General features: G+C 52.2%; 17 protein-coding genes and 2 pseudogenes. 8 read left to right on the plus strand and 11 right to left on the minus strand.

The features are described 5' to 3' along the window. Positions 1-2: 2 nt before the first annotated feature. Both AC2AXP_RS10435 and AC2AXP_RS10440 read right to left on the minus strand, forming a co-directional pair. Entirely contained in the window at positions 3-770 is a 768-nt protein-coding gene (locus AC2AXP_RS10435; protein WP_039991922.1) for an AraC family transcriptional regulator, read from the minus strand. A 115-nt stretch (positions 771-885) separates the two neighbouring features. Further along, the gene (locus AC2AXP_RS10440) at positions 886-1791 is read right to left on the minus strand and encodes a LysR family transcriptional regulator (RefSeq protein ID WP_198773028.1); all 906 of its coding nucleotides are present in this window, start codon (positions 1789-1791) and stop codon (positions 886-888) included. Between the two features lie 124 nt (positions 1792-1915). Here AC2AXP_RS10440 and AC2AXP_RS10445 point away from each other — a divergent pair, with 124 nt between their 5' ends. Together AC2AXP_RS10445 and AC2AXP_RS10450 are read left to right on the plus strand one after the other, a co-directional pair. Beyond that, a complete protein-coding gene (locus tag AC2AXP_RS10445) occupies positions 1916-2326 on the plus strand; it encodes a DoxX family protein (RefSeq protein ID WP_198773001.1) in 411 nt (136 codons plus the stop codon). Positions 2327-2371: 45 nt separating this feature from the next. After that, a complete protein-coding gene (locus AC2AXP_RS10450; RefSeq protein WP_484381626.1) occupies positions 2372-3244 on the plus strand; it encodes an NmrA family NAD(P)-binding protein in 873 nt (290 codons plus the stop codon). A gap of 192 nt (positions 3245-3436) precedes the next feature. On the opposite strand, the pseudogene AC2AXP_RS10455 reads toward AC2AXP_RS10450, so the two are convergent. Beyond that, positions 3437-3508, minus strand: a pseudogene (locus tag AC2AXP_RS10455) (hypothetical protein); the annotation flags it as partial. A 21-nt stretch (positions 3509-3529) separates the two neighbouring features. Between AC2AXP_RS10455 and AC2AXP_RS10460 the strand changes: the two are divergent. The 5 genes and pseudogenes from AC2AXP_RS10460 to AC2AXP_RS10480 form a co-directional block, all read left to right on the plus strand. After that, positions 3530-3783, plus strand: a pseudogene (locus AC2AXP_RS10460) (Arm DNA-binding domain-containing protein); the annotation flags it as partial. A 333-nt stretch (positions 3784-4116) separates the two neighbouring features. Further along, positions 4117-5322 carry a ribokinase gene (rbsK, locus tag AC2AXP_RS10465; RefSeq protein WP_004961041.1) on the plus strand — a complete coding sequence of 402 codons (1206 nt, stop codon included), beginning with the start codon at positions 4117-4119 and terminating at the stop codon, positions 5320-5322. Positions 5323-5359: 37 nt separating this feature from the next. Next, positions 5360-6280: a dihydrodipicolinate synthase family protein gene (locus AC2AXP_RS10470; RefSeq protein ID WP_004961040.1), complete on the plus strand. Its 921-nt coding sequence runs from the start codon at positions 5360-5362 to the stop codon at positions 6278-6280. Positions 6281-6348: 68 nt separating this feature from the next. Then, positions 6349-7680: an MFS transporter gene (locus tag AC2AXP_RS10475; protein ID WP_198773003.1), complete on the plus strand. Its 1332-nt coding sequence runs from the start codon at positions 6349-6351 to the stop codon at positions 7678-7680. Beyond that, positions 7661-8656, plus strand: a complete 996-nt coding sequence (locus AC2AXP_RS10480) for a phosphoglycerate dehydrogenase (RefSeq protein ID WP_198773004.1) — start codon at positions 7661-7663, stop codon at positions 8654-8656. The genes AC2AXP_RS10475 and AC2AXP_RS10480 overlap by 20 nt, the downstream gene beginning before the upstream one ends. Positions 8657-9014: 358 nt before the next feature. Here AC2AXP_RS10480 and AC2AXP_RS10485 read toward each other — a convergent pair whose 3' ends face one another. Further along, entirely contained in the window at positions 9015-10064 is a 1050-nt protein-coding gene (locus AC2AXP_RS10485; RefSeq protein WP_198773005.1) for an NAD(P)-dependent alcohol dehydrogenase, read from the minus strand. Between the two features lie 112 nt (positions 10065-10176). On the opposite strand from AC2AXP_RS10485, the gene AC2AXP_RS10490 reads away from it, so the two are divergent. Continuing rightward, positions 10177-10563 (plus strand): winged helix-turn-helix transcriptional regulator, encoded by a 387-nt coding sequence (locus AC2AXP_RS10490; RefSeq protein WP_039991921.1) that lies wholly within the window; start codon positions 10177-10179, stop codon positions 10561-10563. Positions 10564-10727: 164 nt separating this feature from the next. Here the strand turns inward: AC2AXP_RS10490 and AC2AXP_RS10495 are convergent, their stop codons facing one another. The 7 genes from AC2AXP_RS10495 to AC2AXP_RS10525 form a co-directional block, all read right to left on the minus strand. Continuing rightward, on the minus strand, positions 10728-12836 hold the full coding sequence (locus tag AC2AXP_RS10495) for a PTS sugar transporter subunit IIA (protein WP_484381627.1): 2109 nt from the start codon (positions 12834-12836) through the stop codon (positions 10728-10730). 52 nt (positions 12837-12888) lie between these two features. Further along, entirely contained in the window at positions 12889-13956 is a 1068-nt protein-coding gene (gene ulaG, locus AC2AXP_RS10500) for an L-ascorbate 6-phosphate lactonase (protein WP_198773008.1), read from the minus strand. 15 nt (positions 13957-13971) lie between these two features. Then, positions 13972-14604, minus strand: coding sequence for an orotidine 5'-phosphate decarboxylase / HUMPS family protein (locus AC2AXP_RS10505; protein ID WP_484381628.1), 633 nt, complete (start codon positions 14602-14604; stop codon positions 13972-13974). A gap of 17 nt (positions 14605-14621) precedes the next feature. Further along, positions 14622-15923: a PTS ascorbate transporter subunit IIC gene (locus AC2AXP_RS10510; RefSeq protein ID WP_484381629.1), complete on the minus strand. Its 1302-nt coding sequence runs from the start codon at positions 15921-15923 to the stop codon at positions 14622-14624. 23 nt (positions 15924-15946) lie between these two features. Next, positions 15947-16225, minus strand: a complete 279-nt coding sequence (locus tag AC2AXP_RS10515; protein ID WP_198773011.1) for a PTS sugar transporter subunit IIB — start codon at positions 16223-16225, stop codon at positions 15947-15949. A 2-nt stretch (positions 16226-16227) separates the two neighbouring features. After that, entirely contained in the window at positions 16228-16683 is a 456-nt protein-coding gene (locus tag AC2AXP_RS10520; protein WP_198773012.1) for a PTS sugar transporter subunit IIA, read from the minus strand. Positions 16684-17208: 525 nt separating this feature from the next. Then, positions 17209-18201, minus strand: coding sequence for a zinc-dependent alcohol dehydrogenase family protein (locus tag AC2AXP_RS10525; RefSeq protein WP_198773013.1), 993 nt, complete (start codon positions 18199-18201; stop codon positions 17209-17211). Between the last annotated feature and the right edge of the window lie 96 nt (positions 18202-18297).

Genomic DNA, 18297 nt, shown 5'->3' on the forward strand with positions numbered 1-18297 from the left:
TGTTAGCGATAAAACTCAGAAGGCCGCAATCCAAACTGGCGTTTAAAGGCAGCGGCAAAAGCGCTTTGGCTTTCGTAACCGTGCTGCAGAGCCACCTGTACAATCGGCATGCCTTGAGCCAGGCTTTCGAGTGACAAAAGCAGGCGTGCCTGCTGCCGCCAGCGCCCGAACGTGATGCCGGTTTGCCGCTGAAACTGACGATGAAATGTCTTGGCGCTCATCGCTAAATCTGCGGCCCAGTCATCGGCGGCGCGGCTATTGGCGGGATCGTCGGACAATGTCTGGCAGACACGCAATATGCGCGCATCCGTTGGCCAGGGAAGATTGAAAGGCAACACCGGCAAAGAACATAACTCATCGAGGATAAAACGCATCAAACGCCCGTCCCGGCTTTCCAAATCGTAATGGCCTATGACCTGAGTTGCAGCAAGGATCAATTCACGTAACAGAGGTGAAATCTCGATAACGCAGTCAACGTCAGGTAATCCGGGAATAGCATCTTGATCGACGAAAATACTGCGCATTCGTGCCACACCGCGCATCCGCACGGTGTGACTGACGCCCGCTATCAGCCACACGCCCCGGCTCGGAGGGACAACCCAACGGCCAACATCCGTTTCAATAACGAGCACCCCTTCAACCGCATAGACCAGTTGCGAACGCTGATGACTATGCGCAGGGATCATATGACCGCTGGGATAATCGACAGCAACGCCAGTAACAGGTGTTGCCGTGGGGGTGTTTTCGTGTTCTGACACTAATTCAACCATTGCACACCTTATTCGAGCCCCTGGAATCGTGCTTATATTTAAACATTGTCTGTCCTTGAGGGCAGCGAGTGATTCAACATTTTTATGTCCGGATCCGGACAAAGTGTTCGTTTTCCTATTCCAGGTAAGGCTTCAGTATCTCTTCCATCCACTTCATGAATACGCGCACCCGGCGCGACAGGTTGCCCCGATGTGCAACGATGAGAGACACCGGAAGCGCCCGGCGACGAAAATCAGGCATGATCTCCACAAGCGCACCACTCGTAAAGTATTGTCCAATCCCCAGGAGTGGTGCCTGAATCAAACCAAGACCGGCAAGGGCAGCGGCATCATATGTCTGCGCGCTGTTGACGTGTAGCGCACCTGGCAACTGTAATGTCGCGAAACTGTCACCGTCCGGATATTCCCATCCGTAAGGCCTTGAGCCCAGCATTGTCGAAAAATGAACTGTCCGATGTTCCTGACGCCGCAGGTCTTCCAGCGATCGCGGGATGCCATAGCGCGCCAGATAAGCAGGACTCGCAGCATTGACCATCCGTAACAGGCCCAGGGGGCGTGCAACCAGCGTTTCGTCCCTGACAGGTCCAAGCCGCAAGACACAGTCGAACCCCTCTTGAACCAAATCGACTTGTCGATCCGTACTTGACATTTCCAGCTCCAGATAAGGATGAGCTGCCATGAAGTCAGGCAAGGCCGGCACGATCGTTGTGCGCGCTACCTCGGTGGGAAGGTCGACCCGTAAACGCCCGCGGAGTGCCACGCGGTCACCAGCAAACATTGAGTGCAGGTCATCGACTTCAGCAAGCAGATCACGGGCACGGGAATGAAATACGCGCCCGTCCTCCGTCAACTGCACGCTGCGCGTAGTCCGATGAAGAAGCCTGACACCGACCTCTTCTTCCAGCTTCCGGACTACCGTGGAGGCCCTTCCCTTTTGAATACCCAAACTATCGGCCGCGCGGGTGAAGCTCCCCATCTCAGCTACCGTTATGAATATGAGGACAGGCTCGAGGTTTTGCATTTTCACGCCTTTTATTGTTTCACCATGAAATAACAGTGTGTTCATTTTGGCAGTATTTATTGTGCCTGACAGACACAGTAACCTCCAGCACATGAGATTTTCCGGCAGAGAAAGTGAAGAAACCATGAAACTAAAACAGGTGTTTAAAGCGATGACTTTGCATCCCGCCCTGTGGGCTGGCCGGATAATGAGCGGGTTTGTTGTTATCGCTCTTGCGGCAGACGGCACCATTCAGCTTTTTGCGCCCGCGCAGATCGCAAACATGTTGCAGGAAACCGGGTTCACGATGGATATAACTCATGCCGTGGGACCCATCACCCTTGCCTGCGCCTTCCTTTACGCCGTCCCGGCGACGGCTGTCCTCGGCGCGATCTTTGTGACGGGTTTTTTGGGTGGCGCGATCTGCGCCCATATCCGCATCGGTGAGCTGGGGTCACCGCCGGAAATTATTTCGCTGCTTCTGGGCGCGTTAACCTGGGGCGGCCTTTGTCTGCGAGTCCCCCAGGTCCGAACCCTTTTACCACTCATCCATTGAACCAAATGGGGCAATGCTCTGCCTCTCAACATCAGGAGAAGACGTATGTTTTTAGTCATGGGAATCACGGGAAATGTAGGCGGCGCGACAGCAAGGCATTTGCTGGCTCAAGGTAAGAAGGTACGTGCGCTGGTCCGCGATCGCGAGAAGGCGGTTAACTGGGAGAACCAAGGCGTGGAACTGGTTGACGGCGACTGGAATGATTCGGGATCTATCGAACAAGCGCTCAAAGGTGTCGAAGGCACGTTTGTTATGTTGCCTCCGGTTTGGGCGCCGTCGCCCGATTACAAAGAAGCAAAGCGCGTGATTGCAAATTATGTCGAGGCACTCTCCAGAGTAGCGCCACCAAGAGTAGTGGCACTTTCATCAATGGGGGCGAACAAAAACACCGGGCACGGGGTGATCATGGCTTTGTCGCTGTTAGAGCAAGGTTTTCGCGAACTCCTATCCCCCGTCACGTTTGTACGTGCAGGCGGATTCTTCGAAAACTTTCTTTTCGGTTTACAAGCCGCTCAGGGCGGAAAGTTACCGGTCTTTTACAATCCGACAAACCGAAAATCAACCATGGTCGCAACGAACGACATTGGTGCAGAGTTCGCAACCCTTTTGACCGGCCCGGCGTGGTCAGGGCAGCGCATCGTCGAGATTGGCTCGATGGTCAGTGCGGATGAAGTCGCAGAGCAGTTGGGCGAAGTCCTGAATCTCGACGTGAAAGCCTTTGCAATCCCGCGGACAGGGTGGGCTGAAGCGTTAGAGCAATTCGGTATCCCGGCGGGTCACAGCGGACCAGCGGAAGACATGTACGATGCCGTGAATGCGGGATGGATGGACCTCGGCGTCGAAGGAACGGAGCACATAGCCGGAACCACGCCGGCACGCGACGTCTTCGCCGCGGCTCAAAAAGCGATGAAGGTATAATCCATGATAATAAACGAGGGTCACGTTCGACTCCCGTGCTCCGTATATGCAACAGCTATCCCTTCTGGTTTACACCCGTAAGCCAGATATCAACTGCTTCTGGCAAGCCTGAGGACACTCCGGAGCTTAAGTCGGGTGATAATTCGAAGGTGGTTGACCGGTAACGCGGCGGCACATGGTAGAGAAGGATTAACCATTGTCATATCCCAGTAACAACGCCACTTCTTTAACGGACGTTCCTGTTATCAGCAATGCCAGCGCGCTTGATCTCTTCCCTTTGTTCAGTACCTTTTGGTCAATCCAGGCGGTTCACGTCTCAGGCATCTCAAATATCGTATCAATGGTTAAGAATCTTGCCTCGGCTTAGGTGCCTGTCCCGAGGTATCTTTAGCCGACGCTCATCAGCCGCGTGACAATATCCATAAATTGCTGACGCAGAATATCAACCTAGCACAACATCAATCGACTGAACGAACCACGTCCTCACCAGAAAAAACCTTCACGTCTGGGCACTGAGTTGGCATAAAAGCAACAGAACATAGTCACAGACCACTCCGTCCGTCTACCTGCTATTTATTCTGATTTTTGCGTTATTCTTAAGTATTTATATCTTTGTTTTATTTATTACTTAACCTTTAATTTTAATTTATGTTGTTTTTATCAAATAATTAACTGAACATATTAATATTTTCCCCTCGCGTGCCATTTCTTTTTTGGTTTTACTGATAATCTTATAACTAACAAATGGTTACATGATTTCTTTGTTGTTTTATTTTTGTTTATTTTTGTTTTTTTGATTGTTACACGATATTCATCACTTTTTAGCCAGTGCCGCTCCCCTATTCTTCAGTAAGCAACGGGGGGAGGTGAATATGTTTATGGACGAGAGAAGGAGTAATGTTCTCAATTTTCTGGATAAACATAATAGTGCAACGGTCAAACATCTGGCTCAGTATTTCAGCGTAACGAAAGAAACAATACGCAGCGATCTGCGAATACTGGCTCAGCAGGGGTATATTCAGCGCTGTCATGGCGGAGCCATGATTATACGTAAAAGCCTGCAATCAAAACTAATTTCCGAAACCGACAATGACTTTGAAGTTTTGTTGAAACATATCCGGAAGGGGAAGTATGAGAAAGGTTCAGTGGGCAATATGAAAAATAAAGTCTGTATTCTCGGTTCTTTTAACGTTGATATCGTGGCTAAAGTGGCGCGGTTCCCGAAAGGGGGCGAGTCGCTGATGGCGCTGGGCAGCTCCCTCGGGCCGGGCGGTAAGGGCGCAAACCAGGCACAGGCAGCAAGCCGTGCCGGGGCGAAAGTGCATTTTGTTTCTAAAGTAGGGAAAGATCAGTTCAGTCAGTTTGCCCTGGACCATCTCTCTTCCTCTGATATTTATTCCTTTAAACTTTATCAGTCTGAAGAAGAACCAACGGGCAGCGCAATTATTTATGTTTCACAGGAAAATGGCGAAAATATGATCGCCATCTACTCCGGTGCAAATAAAAACATTAGTGAAAAAGAAATTGCTGAACTGAAAGAAGAGTTGGAAGACGCTAGCGTGCTGCTGCTGCAACTTGAGAATAACTTCTCCGCCACGCTGAATGCCATGAAACTGGCAAAAGCGCTGGGGGTAAAGGTCATTATGAACCCCGCTCCTTATTCCGCCGATATTATCCCAGCGCTGGAATATATGGATGTTATTACCCCGAATGAAACGGAAGCCTCACTGCTTTCCGGCATTGAGGTGACTAATCTGGAGAGCGCCCGTCGTGCCGCCACCGCCATCGCTGAACTGGGGGCGCGCTGCATCATCATCACGATGGGATCCCGTGGCGCGCTGCTGTATGAGAACCAGCAGTTCCAACATATTCCCGCTTTCCCTGCCATCAGCATTGATACCACTGGCGCGGGTGATGCCTTTAACGGGGCGTTGGCTGCTTCCATTGCTGACGGTCAGTCGCTGGTACAGGCAGCAACCTTTGCCTCTGCCTTTGCTTCGCTGGCCGTTGAACGTGAAGGCGCATCGAACATGCCGGAGCGCAAGCAGGCGCTTAACCGACTGAAAAGCAAAATTTAATCGTTTTCTGGCCGCCCTGTGGCCGCAAGGAGAAAAAATGAAAGAGATTAACGGTGTTGTACCGGTCATGCTGACCCCATTCAACGAACAGAACGAGATTGACTGGCCGGGGCTGGAACGCCTGATTGAGTGGTACGTTCAGAAGGGCGTTGATGCGCTGTTTGCAGTGTGCCAGTCCAGTGAAATGCAGTTTTTATCGCTGCAAGAGCGCGTACAGTTGGGGCGCTTTGTGGTGGAGAAAACCGCAGGCCGCGTGCCGGTGATTGTTTCCGGGCATATTAGCGACGATATCGACGGTCAGCGCGAAGAATTGCTGGCGATGGCCGATACCGGGGCCGATGCATTGGTGCTGGTCACCAATCACCTCGATCCGAAAAACCAGGGCAGCGAGGTGTTCTACGCCACGCTGCAAAACCTGCTGGATGCGCTGCCGCAAAGCCTGCCGCTGGGGCTGTACGAGTGCCCGGCACCCTATCGCCGCCTGTTGACGGATGATGAGTTCTCCTGGTGCGCCCGCAGCGGACGTTTCGTGGTACTGAAGGACGTAAGCTGCGATCTGGACACGGTAAAACGCCGCGTGGCGCTGGCCGAAGGTACGCCGCTCAACATAATCAATGCCAACGCCGCTATCGCCTGGCCCGCCATGCAGGCCGGTTCAAAAGGCTTCAGCGGGGTGTTTACCAATTTCCATCCTGAGCTGTATGTCTGGCTTTATCACCACCATACGAAAGATCCGGCTCTGGCCAGTGAGCTGGCGACGTTCCTTTCCCTCGCCGCCGTATCGGAAACGCTGGGTTATCCGAAGAACGCAAAAATCTATCACCAACGCCTGGGCACCTTTGAGAGCGAAGCCTGCCGGGTAAATAAAGACAACGTGCTGGAGAAATTCTGGGGGCTGGGGGTAATCCTCGACCAGATCCGCAGCGGAACAGAATTCTATAACAATAAAATCGGCTGATTTATCTACCCTGTACCGGCACCAGAGACTATGCATCTCTCTGGTGCCCAAAAATGAAGGTGCATTCAATGAGTGAGCAAGCCATAAACGATAGCGTATTAGTTCGTGCGGTAAATAAAGCAAAATGGCGGATTATTCCCTGCCTGATCGTTATGTATCTGATGTCCTACCTTGACCGGGTAAACGTCAGCTTTGCCAAATCGGCTTATCAGGCGTCTACCGGTATCTCCGATGCGGCCTTTGCCTTCGGTGCCGGGATCTTCTTTCTCTCCTACGCGCTGTTTGAATTACCCAGCAACCTGCTGATGCACCGGGTCGGCCCGCGTGCGTGGCTGGTGCGTATTATGGTCACCTGGGGTCTCGTTTCCGCTGCAATGAGCTTTGCCTGGAACGAGCAGACCTTTTATTTCCTGCGCGTGCTACTGGGTATTGTTGAAGCCGGATTCTTCCCGACGGCAATCTACTTTATTGCACAGTGGTTCCCCTCCCGTTTTCGCGCACACATTATGGGGATCTTCTATTTTGGTTCCCCGATTGCGCTGATCATCGGCGGCCCGCTTTCTGGCCTGCTGCTGGATCTGCACGGCTTTGGCGGCTGGGAAGGCTGGCAGATTATGTTTGCAGTAGAAGGCCTGGCGGCTTCGGTGCTGGGTGTGGTGCTGTGGTTCTTCCTGCATAACTCGCCGAAGGACGTGAAGTGGCTGACGGTGGAGGAAAAACAGGCGCTGACCGCTGCACTGGATGAAGAGAAAGCCGACAAGGCCCGCGCCGGGCATACCCGCTTTATCGACGCGATTAAAAGCCCGGTACTGCTGCACTTCGCTGCTATCTACTTCCTGATTCAAATCACCGGTCTGGGCGTGGCATTTTATCTGCCAACTCAGGTTGCTGCACTGCTGGGCGTAAACATTGGCCTGATGGTCGGTTTGGTTACCGCTATTCCGTGGCTGTGCGCGCTGGTTGCCGGAGCTACCTGGCCGGGGCTGGCCGCTCGTCTGGGGCGCGCCCGTCTGTTTGGTACTATTTCGCTGTGCTGCATTGCGCTCGGTCTGGTCTCCTCTGCTCATGGTTCACCGCTGTTCGCCATTGCGGCACTCAGCTTCGTCACTATGGGCATTATGACCGCCCAGCCAATCTTCTGGACCTGGCCTACCCGCTATTACGGTGGCGCGGCGGCGGCGGCTAGCTTCGCTCTGATCAACAGCTGCGGCGCAGTAGGTGGCTTTGTTGCCCCGAACCTGCGTACCTGGGCTGAAATCTACTTCCACACCCCGACTGCCGGCCTCTATGCACTGGCGATTGCCGCAGTAATTGCCGTCGTTCTGTTTATTTTACTGCCTTCAGAAGATAAAAAAATCATTTATATCAAAGGAAAGAGTTATGAACGCAACAACGCCTGAAAAAATCCTGGTGTTAACTGAACAGTTTAAAAACAGTGATTCGATCTTCGATCCGCTACGTCAGGCTGGCTACGAGGTTGAGGTAAATGAAACCTTCAGGCTGCCCAACGAGCAGGAACTGATTAGCAAGCTTCAGCAGAACGTGGTGGCGACCATTGCCGGGGGCGAGCCTTACACCGAAAACGTGTTTGCTCAGGCGGCAAACCTGAAAATCGTTGCCCGCTGGGGCGTTGGCTACGACAAGGTAAACGTTCCGGCGGCTACCGCAGCCGGGGTACCGATTGCTATGGCGTTTGGTGCCAACCATGAAAGCGTCGCTGAGTTTGCCTATGCAATGGCGCTGACCCTGGCCTGCCGCCTGCCGCAGCGTGATGCAATGGTAAAACGCGGCGAGTGGCACTTTGACGGCTTCCACCCTGGTCTGTGGGGCCGCACCGCGGGTGTTATTGGCTTAGGCCGCATTGGCTATGCCATGGCACGCCGCTGCCATGCAGCAGAGATGCGCATTCTGGTGTGCGATCCGTGGGCCAGCGACGAGCTGCTGGCCAGCCTGAATGCTGAACGGGTCGATCTGGAAACTCTGCTGCGTAATGCCGATCTGGTATCGGTGCATGCACCGTCCACCCCGGAAAGTCGCCATACCATTAACGCCGATACCCTGGCAATGATGAAACCCGGCGCAATCCTGGTGAATACCTCTCGCGGCCCGCTGATTAATGAAGAAGCGCTGGTTGAGGCGCTGAAAAGTGGCCACCTCAGCGGTGTGGGGCTGGACGTCTACGAAGTGGAGCCGCTACCGGCCAGCTCACCGCTGCGCCAGTTTGACAATGTTCTGCTTTCGCCGCACGTTTCCGGTATGGACCGCATGGCCGAAAGACTGGTCACCGAGCGTTGTATCAACAACATCCTTAACTATCTGAAAGGAGAAAAAGACGCCCTGAAACCCTACGTTATCAATCCCGATACCCTGAAGTAACGGCCATGCCGCACCGGTGAAAGCCGGTGCGGCATGCGCCAGCACCAGTGAACGCGTACCCTACATAACATTATAAAACGGTCATCCTATGAACCGTAAAACTCGTTATATCGCAGCGTTATCACTATTCTCTACCCTCTCCGCCTCTGCCTTTGCGACTACTCGTCGGCGGCAACCAGAAGCACGAATAAACGTCCCCATAAGGCTCAGCGATATCGCCTCATTTTGAACACGATTCTGCCACGAAAAAGCAGCTCCGCCGAGCTTCAGCCCAGAGCCTCTGCCAGCTGCGTAGTACGAGGCGGCCTGAAACGGCCGCCCAGAACGACATAAGCATGACGCTCCGCTGCACGCTTCGTTACCAGCGCGTAGCCTGCATATCGATCACAAAGCGGTACTTAACGTCGCCCTTAAGCATACGGGCAAAAGCAGCCTCGATATCTTCGCCACCGATCATTTCAATTTCGGCGGTAATATTGTGCTCGCCGCAGAAGTTCAGCATCTCCTGGGTTTCCCGCATGCTGCCAATCGACGAACCGCTGATGCTTAAACGTCGAAACACCATCGGCGTAATATTCGGCGAATGGTGTGGCTGGTCCGGAATGCCTACCAACACCAGGCGGCCATTGGTTTTCAGCGCGGCCAGATAAGGATCCAGATCGTGCGGTGCTGCTACACAGTCAATAATAAAATCCAGCGAGGTTTGGCAGGCGGCCATTTGCGCGGCATCGCGCGACACCACCACCTGTTTAGCCCCCAAACGACGGGCATCTTCGCCCTTCTCTGGGGAGGTCGTAAACAGCGTCACCTCCGCCCCCATCGCACTGGCCAGCTTCACGGCCATATGGCCTAACCCCCCCAGCCCGACAACACCGACACGATCGCCGGCCTTGACGTTGAAATGGCGCAGCGGCGACCATACGGTCACGCCCGCACACAGCAACGGTGCAACCCCGGCGAGCGACAGGTTTCGTGGTACAGAAACCACAAAATGCTGATCAACAATCACGCTTTGCGCATAGCCGCCCCAGGTACTGTCGCCGGTGTATTTATCAATGCCGTTGTAGGTAGCAGTAAACCCTGCTTCACAGTACTGTTCTTCCTGTTGTTTGCAGAAATGGCACTCGCGGCAGGAGTCGACCATCACGCCCACACCGACGATATCACCGGGTTTAAAATGGCTGGCCTGGTCGCCAACCTCTACCACTCGCCCGACAATCTCATGCCCAGGCACCAGTGGATATCGGCTAACCGCCCATTCGTTACGCGCCATATGCAGATCGGAGTGGCACACGCCGCAATAGAGGATCTCGATTTTGACATCCTGCTTTTGTAACGGACGCAGCGAAACCTGGCCTGATGTTAAAGGTTGTGCCGCGTCATGTGCGACTAATGCATTGATTTTCATAGTGCCTCAAGAATGTGCTGGTTTTGGCTAATTCAAGGGGGCAGACTATAGGTAATAAGGTTCTATATTGATAGTAGTCACCATTTGGTGACCATAAACAGAGGACAGCACAGTGCCAGCCTGGGTTGAAGGTAAACTCTTTTTCTATGCGGACTCACCGCCGCGCCGCCTGATGGAACTTTTTTCAGTTAAATGGAGCACTATGGTGCTGCATGCGCTGTATCACTGGCCGGATGAACGCGCACGTACCGGCGAACTACAACGTAGCTTGCAGGGAATTTCCAAGAAAATGCTGTTCCAGACGCTGAAAGAGTTGGAGTCGCGAGGATTGATTGCTCGCCATGTGTATGACGTGATCCCACCTAAAGTCGATTACCGCCTGACGCCGCTTGGCAGAACCTTTGCCGAACCCATTGAGCAAATGTACCAATGGGGGCTGGAAAATCAGTCCGCACTGGATGAAATGGAAGCCTGTTATCAGGCGGCGGCGCCCAACTAACTGCGTTTGCAATACCAGCATGCGGTCACCAGCAACAAGCCGATCTCGGTTTTCCATCTGACTCAGGTAAGGTTTTTCTTTTTATAGAAGGAGTAGTATTAAGAAAACGCGCACGGAACCCGGCACTCCTTGAGTTCGACACAACCTTGCTGCAAATTTCACCCTCAGAAAACAGCGCTGTCATTAATACAACGCTCTAACTCATAAAGTGAATTTGCATTCAACAGGTGCTGCATAACTTTATCGTTACTGATTAAAGAATTAAGCGCTTCCAGTAAAGGAATATGCGAAAGACTGTTGGTCGGAACCAGGATCACGATAATCGTCGGCGTAAGGGTAACGCCTCGCAAATCAAAATGCAGTGGATGTTTTAGTTTCAGCAATGAGAGCGCCCCCTCGGTAACCCCGGCAGGAGGCGCGTCATGCAACAACAAAATATCCGGGGTCAGATAGGTAGTAATACCCTGACGCTCAATCTGCCTGACGATATTGCGAACATAGTGCGCATCAATAATACCTCGCTCTCTGAGCGGTTGCGCAGCCTTGCGAATAAGCTGATGCCAGGGTGCCTGGCTGGATGTAAAGCTTACAAAGCTGAGTCGTTCGTTTGATCGTGGAGAAGAGATCAATGCACGATGCTGCTGTTTCTTAATGAACTGGTTAATGATATTGCTGAATTCCTGATGCAGCTGCTCTTTTTGTGGTGGAGAAAATCGGCTCGCGCAGGCGACTAAAGCCTCAACCAGTGCATCGATCCCCGTCGCGTCGATATTGTGCCCCAGCATCAGGCGTAACTGCTGTTTCTCACCTTCGCTCAGCATGTGCTGAGTCTGAATAAAACCCACGTTCGCAGGGATCGGACAGCTCAGCGCAACGGTACTGACGACCAACCGGATATGTCTTCCAATCCCTTGTTGCACTAGCTGGCTGACTGACACGCGTTCAATTTGCACAGGTAACACGGTCAGGTTACGAAGCTGATTTTCAAGTATCGCCGTTGAAGAGAGCCCGCCCTCGGTGACCATTAAAATGTGCTGTTCTGCAGTCTCTGGTCGCCTGTCCATCCAGGCGGCAAAACTTATCACAATATAGCTCAGCTCATCGTCACCAAAAGCGACCTGATACTCCTGTTCAAAGCAGACAATAATCTGCCGACATAGCCTGAAAAGCAGCGGGTAGCGCAGGAAAATTTCGTCTCTTAAGGCATTTTCGCTGCCCATGCCAAATAGACAGCGATAAATCGCCGGCCCCAGATGCGAAAAAAGACGAGACTCCAGCAGCGCCACGTCCTGAAAGTAAACACCCGATAAGGCCTGAAATTGCTGAATCAGCTGCTTTACGACAGCCATCAGACGGATGTCTTCCTCAACGGAGATTTGATGAGGTGTTACTTTTTTACTGGCAGCAAACAGAAGCGAGAAAAAAAGCGTATTGTTTAATATCTGAGGTACTTCCAGCGTGCGAACCAATACGGCATTCAGGCTCGCAGCGACTTCACAGCTCACCTGCCCCCGCAGAAAACGTGTTTGTTCAAAGGTAAAATGCGGGATATGCCCTTTAAGGGTATCCACCAGGCTGAACATGATCATGTAGCGCAATAAACGTTTATCTTTGTCAGAGAACGCTTCACCAATATGCCTTTCCGCCTGCGACAGCTGTTCCTCGATGGTTTTATCAACACCAGCAGCCTCCACCCCCGCCGCCTGCAAATGACTGAACAACGTCTTTGTTATCCGGTTTTCAGCCTGCTGGTCAGCGTATTTTAAGGTGTGCTGGAACATCTGCTGCACGGTCAAACGTAGGGCCAGATCGCAACCTGCGATGCAATACCCCCGCTTCTTGTCGATCAACAAATTCAATTTTTGCTGCCACAGATACCCTTTTAATCGCTTTAGATCGCCAAGCGTGGTGTTGCGGCTAACACCATTGAGTTTGCTGAGGTGCTGAGTGAAGGTTGGATGCATCCGACAAGCAAGATGAAGCAGGAGATTGTCGCGTCGCTCCTCTGCGCTGAGCCTGTAATGTCGGGTATGGATTACCCCGAGTTTCGCTAATACGTCTTCCGCATCAGCGTCACTTAAGCGCACGCCGCGATGAGAATCGCACTGTAAGGGTGAAAACCCTTCGGCAACCAGCCAGTCATTAAGCCGCGCACGCCGATAATAAAAATTACGCTGAGGCAAACCAATACGCTGACAGAGCATCTTCAGCGGGATGCCGGGTTGCGTCGCAACTTTTTTCAGTATCTCCACGGCCAGGTGATCGAGTTGCATATCCTCTCCTGGAATACTGGCACCGACGGTGCCAGCTATCTTTGTCAGCAACTTACAGGAATGACGGGAAAGGCAGGTCCGTTTCCGCTGCGAAAATATCCGCGAAGCCGCGCGGGTGTTGGTAAACGCGACGATTGCGATCCTGTGGATAGATAAACTTACCGCCAGGCTGCCAGATGAAGGGTACAAACTGGTATTGCAGGCGGTGACGGCGCATTTCAAACAGCGTCAGGATTTCGTTGGTGTCCGCCATCATATTGCACCAGATATCATGGTGGAATGGGATTATCACATTTGTGCGCAACGCCTCACCCATGCGCAAAATGTCCACGGAGGTCATTTTATCGGTAATGCCGATGGGATTCTCACCAAACGACCCCAGCGCTACGTCGATATTATGCTGCTTGCCATGCTGAGCATACAGATTGGAATAGTGAGAGTCGCCTGAATGGTAAATGTTGCCACCTGGCGTTTTCAGCAGATAGTTCACTGAGCGCAAATCCATATCCGGCAAAGCCGCACCTTCATCAGCCAGCGGCTTTGGCGGTTCGGTGATAAGAATGGTACGGTCTGACGACTCCAGCACCACGATCTGCATATCCTTGATTTTTATAGTATCGCCCGGTTTCACTACCCGGCAACGCCGCGCGGGGACGCCCCATTGCATCCACAAATCGACGCACGCCTGCGGACCAATAAACGGTACCTCTGGAGAGCCGTTTTCCAGCACTGCCGCAGCGACGTTAATATCGATATGATCGGCATGGTAATGCGTTGCCAATACCGCGTCGATCTGTTTGATTGCAAACGGATCGAGAACAAACACGGTGTTACGCAGGTTCGGCTGCGCGATACGCGCACCACTCATACGAGCCATCTGGTGGCTCGGCTTCATGTTCGGCAGATTCTTTTTACGCTTGCCCGTGCCACACCAAAAATCAATACAGATATTCGCACTATCAGGGGTTTTCACCCACAGACCCACGCAGCCGAGCCACCACATTGCCACTGAATTCGGCGCGACGCTTTCAGCGCTGATTTCATCATTCAGCCAGGTGCCCCATTCCGGAAAAGTATTCTGCAGCCAGGATTCGCGGGTAATCTTGTTTATATGACTCATATTTTCTCCTTGCACTTAGCTGGAATGAGCAATGTTCCGGCAGGCAATAGCCGCTTCGCGACGGTCAGCCGCATTAAGAATGGCGCCACCAATAATGGCGACCGCCGGATTAAGTCGTTTTTTAATTATCGGCAGGGTGTGAAGATCGATGCCCCCAGCTAAAGAGAGGGGCAGCTCAGTCACTTTCCGCACGTCGAGAAACTCGCGGAATGCGTCTTCCAGCTTGTCACCGCAATCGGCATTCTTATGCACACAGAGATGCGTCGCCCCCAGTGCTTTGAGCTGTTGCGCACGCTGAACCGGATTAGGTACAGACTGCAAATCAAAGACGACAATGGCGTTATTTTCTTTGGCGATTGCCAGCACCTTTTTCACCGCCGTGTCGCTGGCAACAGCCAGCATGGAGTAATTTTCCGGCGTGCATTGTGCCATCAGTGTCGCTTCACGTTCCGGGCCATCAATGATTTTCATATCGAGAAATAGCGGCTTATCCGGACAGATTGCACGAATATCTTGCGCGATCTGAATGCCGCACAGTTTCAGCAATGAGGTCCCCACTTCGATAATATCGACATACCGCCCTGCCGCACGCACCACATCAAGTGCCTGATGACGATCGAGTAAATCGAGCGCCAATTGAATTTTCATTGCTACCTCCATGTCAGTTATGGCACCAGGCCAAACGCGGTGCCAACAAGTTTCAGCAGATACAACAACGGCAGCCAGACGAGGGTGAAGTCGATATTGGAGAACATCAGTCCGGAACCAAACAAAGACCCCATCATTGGGTAGAGCAGAATAATACCGGCATGAGCGATGATGCTGGTGACCAAGCCTGCCGCCAGCGCACCTTTGCAACCCCCGTACTTATTGCCAAATACCCCCATGGTGCAGCCATCAAAAAACATGATGATCGGACTGGGAAAAACAATAATCGAACACTTGAAAAGAATGGTGGCTGCCATCACCAGCAGCGCGCCAGCAACCGATGCGATAAAACCAAGCATTGCGCCTGTCGGTGAATAAGGAAACATCGCAGGACAATCCAGGGCAGGTACCGCATCCGGCAGCAGTCGGTCAGAAATCCCCTTGAACGCCGGAACGATAGAGCCAATAAACATCCGCACACCGACCAGCAGGATCACCACGCCAGCGGTAAAAGTCAGCCCTTCCATTATCAACCAGACAACCCAGTTGGTTTTGCCGCTCAGTTGAGCAATGCCATCGGCACCGACGGCCAGACCAATACCGAGAAAAATCAGCGGCATCAAGAAAGAGAGAGAAATGGTGTTATCACGGAACACCGCCAGGAATCCGGGCAGCTTCATCTCTTCTGCATTCTGCTGTGGATCGCCACAGACCTTTGCGATACGGCTTGCCAGCCATGCCCCCACCTGCTGGTGATGACCCAGTGTCAGATCATCGCCAACGAAGTGCTGGGCGAGCACACGGGTAATCGCCGGGGTAATCGTCCAGTACAGCGCACAGAGCACCGCGCCAGTGATAATCAGAGGAAAGCCTGACAATCCCAATACCCCGGGCAGAGATACCACCATAAAGGTTGCCAGAAAGAGCTGGATATGAACCGTCAGATAAACGTTTTTGCAGAGTTTGAACGGGATTATCCAGACGAAGAATAGATGGATCAGAAAGCCAAGAATGAACGTCATGGTAACGTCATTGGCCAAGTGCAACATCGCCACGCCAAATGCCGCCTCGTTAGCGGGTAACACGCCCTGAATACCGAGCGTACTGTTCAGCTTTCCCATAATGGGGCTCAGCGTTTTCAACAACGTGCCTGACCCGATGGTGAGCACCAACAGGCCAATGATGGTTTTTATCGTGCCATCAACGACTTCGTTGGTTTTTTTTCCCTGAAGTATCAGCCCGACCAGCGCAATAATACCGAGAAATAACGGTGCTTTATCGAGCAACTGAAAAATAATAAAATCGATAATATCTTTCATCGTGGTTCCCCTCTATGCGGTCTTTACGCCAGATTTTTGAGGTAATCGCCGATGCTGCTTTCAATTTCAACTTTGCGCACAAAGTTAGTCAGCACAATGGTTTTGCTCTGTACCTCGGCAGGCATGCTGGCCGCCAACTCACAGGTTGTGACATACAGATCGGCAGGCACACTGCGCACACTTCCCAAATCGCAGGTATCTACGGTGGCGGAAAGCGCCATTTTCTTCAGCACTTGTTCGATGTTCATTTTGGCAATCACACTTGACCCAAGCCCCATGCCGCATACGCAGACAATTTTCATCTTCAGATTCCTTCTTCAAGGCGATTAATGGCGAGCCAGACGTCGCCGCTGTCCGTACAACGCTTTAAGAATTCGATGTTTTCGTCGTTATCCAGAAATTGCACCAACCGCGAAATAATCTGGATGTGACTGTTGCTGTCGGTCGCACAGAGGCCGAACACCAGTTCAACCGGATCGTTCTCCTCGCTACCGAAGTTGATAGGCCCCACCAGTGTCACAAGACTTAGGCCGGTTTTAATCACACTGGGAGCGGGTCGAGAATGTGCCAGCGCGATCCCCGGCGCCACCACGATATACGGACCGAGAGTCTCTACCGCATGGATCATCTCGTTGGTGTAATCTTCGGTTGTGTAACCATTTTCAGTCAGCAAACCACCGACAAGCTGAATGGCGTGACGCCAGTTTTGTGCCCTGGCTTTCAACTCAATATTTGCCTTGGAAATAATGTCGTTCGTCATCGCTGGTGTCCTATGCATTCGTCTGAGCACAGGCTATTACGGTTAAACGACGATAAAAAAACCATTTTGCGGTACGGGGAATGTCAAAAAATTGGACCCACCCAGGCTGAAGAAAGGTTTTTTGGCAGGACGAGTCACAACTTTTCAGGTCAAACACCCCGAAACCTGCCGTTTTACGGGCAAAAAAGGCCTTAAATAATGAATAGAAGTTTGAAGGGAATCAGAAAATTGAAGGTTATATAAGGTTCATCACCTATTGGCCTTAAGTCAAAAAACCGCCACGTGGTTCAGAAACGCTCAGGCTTTTTGCTGTTCGGCATCTTTCCCCTAAATGCTTAAGACGTGGCTAACATGGCCGAATTTAAATTAACGGGGAGCAGAGCATAACCAAACCGTGGAATACCCAATATTTAAAAAAACGGCGCATAAAAATCATGTGCCGTTGTCACCCAACGCCATGTGCTCAAGCAACCGCATACTAAAGCGAGCTACCCATCCTCATGTCAATGGAGCATGGCGAGTGTTTTATCCAACAGTCACAATTATTTTACCGACCTGGCCATTGGCCTCCATATAGCGATGCGCATCTGCGATATCTTCGAGCCTGAAGGTTTTATCGATTACCGGCTTCAGATTGCCGGAACGCAAACCTTGTGAGACGAAGGATTTCGCTCGCGCCATTTTTTCCGCGTCGGTGGTGATTTCGAACAGCTCATAGCCTCGTAGCGTAAGATGTTTACCGAGAATGTCGAATACAGGCACAAGCAGGTCGCGACTGTCGAGCGCGCCATACTGGAAGAACATACCTTGCGGTGCCATCACCTGAGTCAGTTTTGCCACGTCCGGACCGCCGACGGGATCAAAAACAATGTGGGCACCCACGCCATCTGTTGCACGCGTGATTTCAGCCACCATATCCTGCTCGGCAGTGGCAATAACAGCGGCGGCACCGGCTTTCAGCAGCATATCGCTTTTTTCGGCGGTGCGCGTAAGCGCGATGGGTTTTGCACCCAGCATATTAGCTATCTGGATGGCAGCCAGGCCCACGCTGCTTGATGCTGCGCGGATCACCACATTCTGACCAGCCTGAAGATTGCCATATTCAACCAGCGCGCCATAAGCGGTGACATACATCATCCAGCTTGCCGCAGCTTCCTCGAAAGAAAGATTTTCAGGATGTTTCACAACAGCGTGCACCGGCGCATTCACCAGTTCGCCGTACATGCCGTATTCATTAAACATAAATGAAGGGATCACGCTGACCAAATCCCCTGTGGCAAACCCTTCAACATTTTCACCGACAGCCTGAACGACGCCAGCGGCTTCATAACCAAGACGTGCCGGAAATTCCGGCTCAATAACATACTGGCCGTTGCGGTACATGATTTCTGCACGGTTAAGGCCAATCGCATGTACGCGGATTTGGATTTCCCCGGCCGCAGGCTCCGGCACCGCCACATCAACAACCTCAAGAACCTCCGGGCCACCGGTGCGGTTAAACGTAACAACTTTCGACATATACAGACCTCGTCAGTTAGCGATATACCTAATAGATAGCGTGAAAGGCATATCCGATGAATCTGCGAACAATCTACGTGGTTGTCACCTGGGTAA

This window comes from Serratia sp. Sp408 (assembly GCF_057180665.1).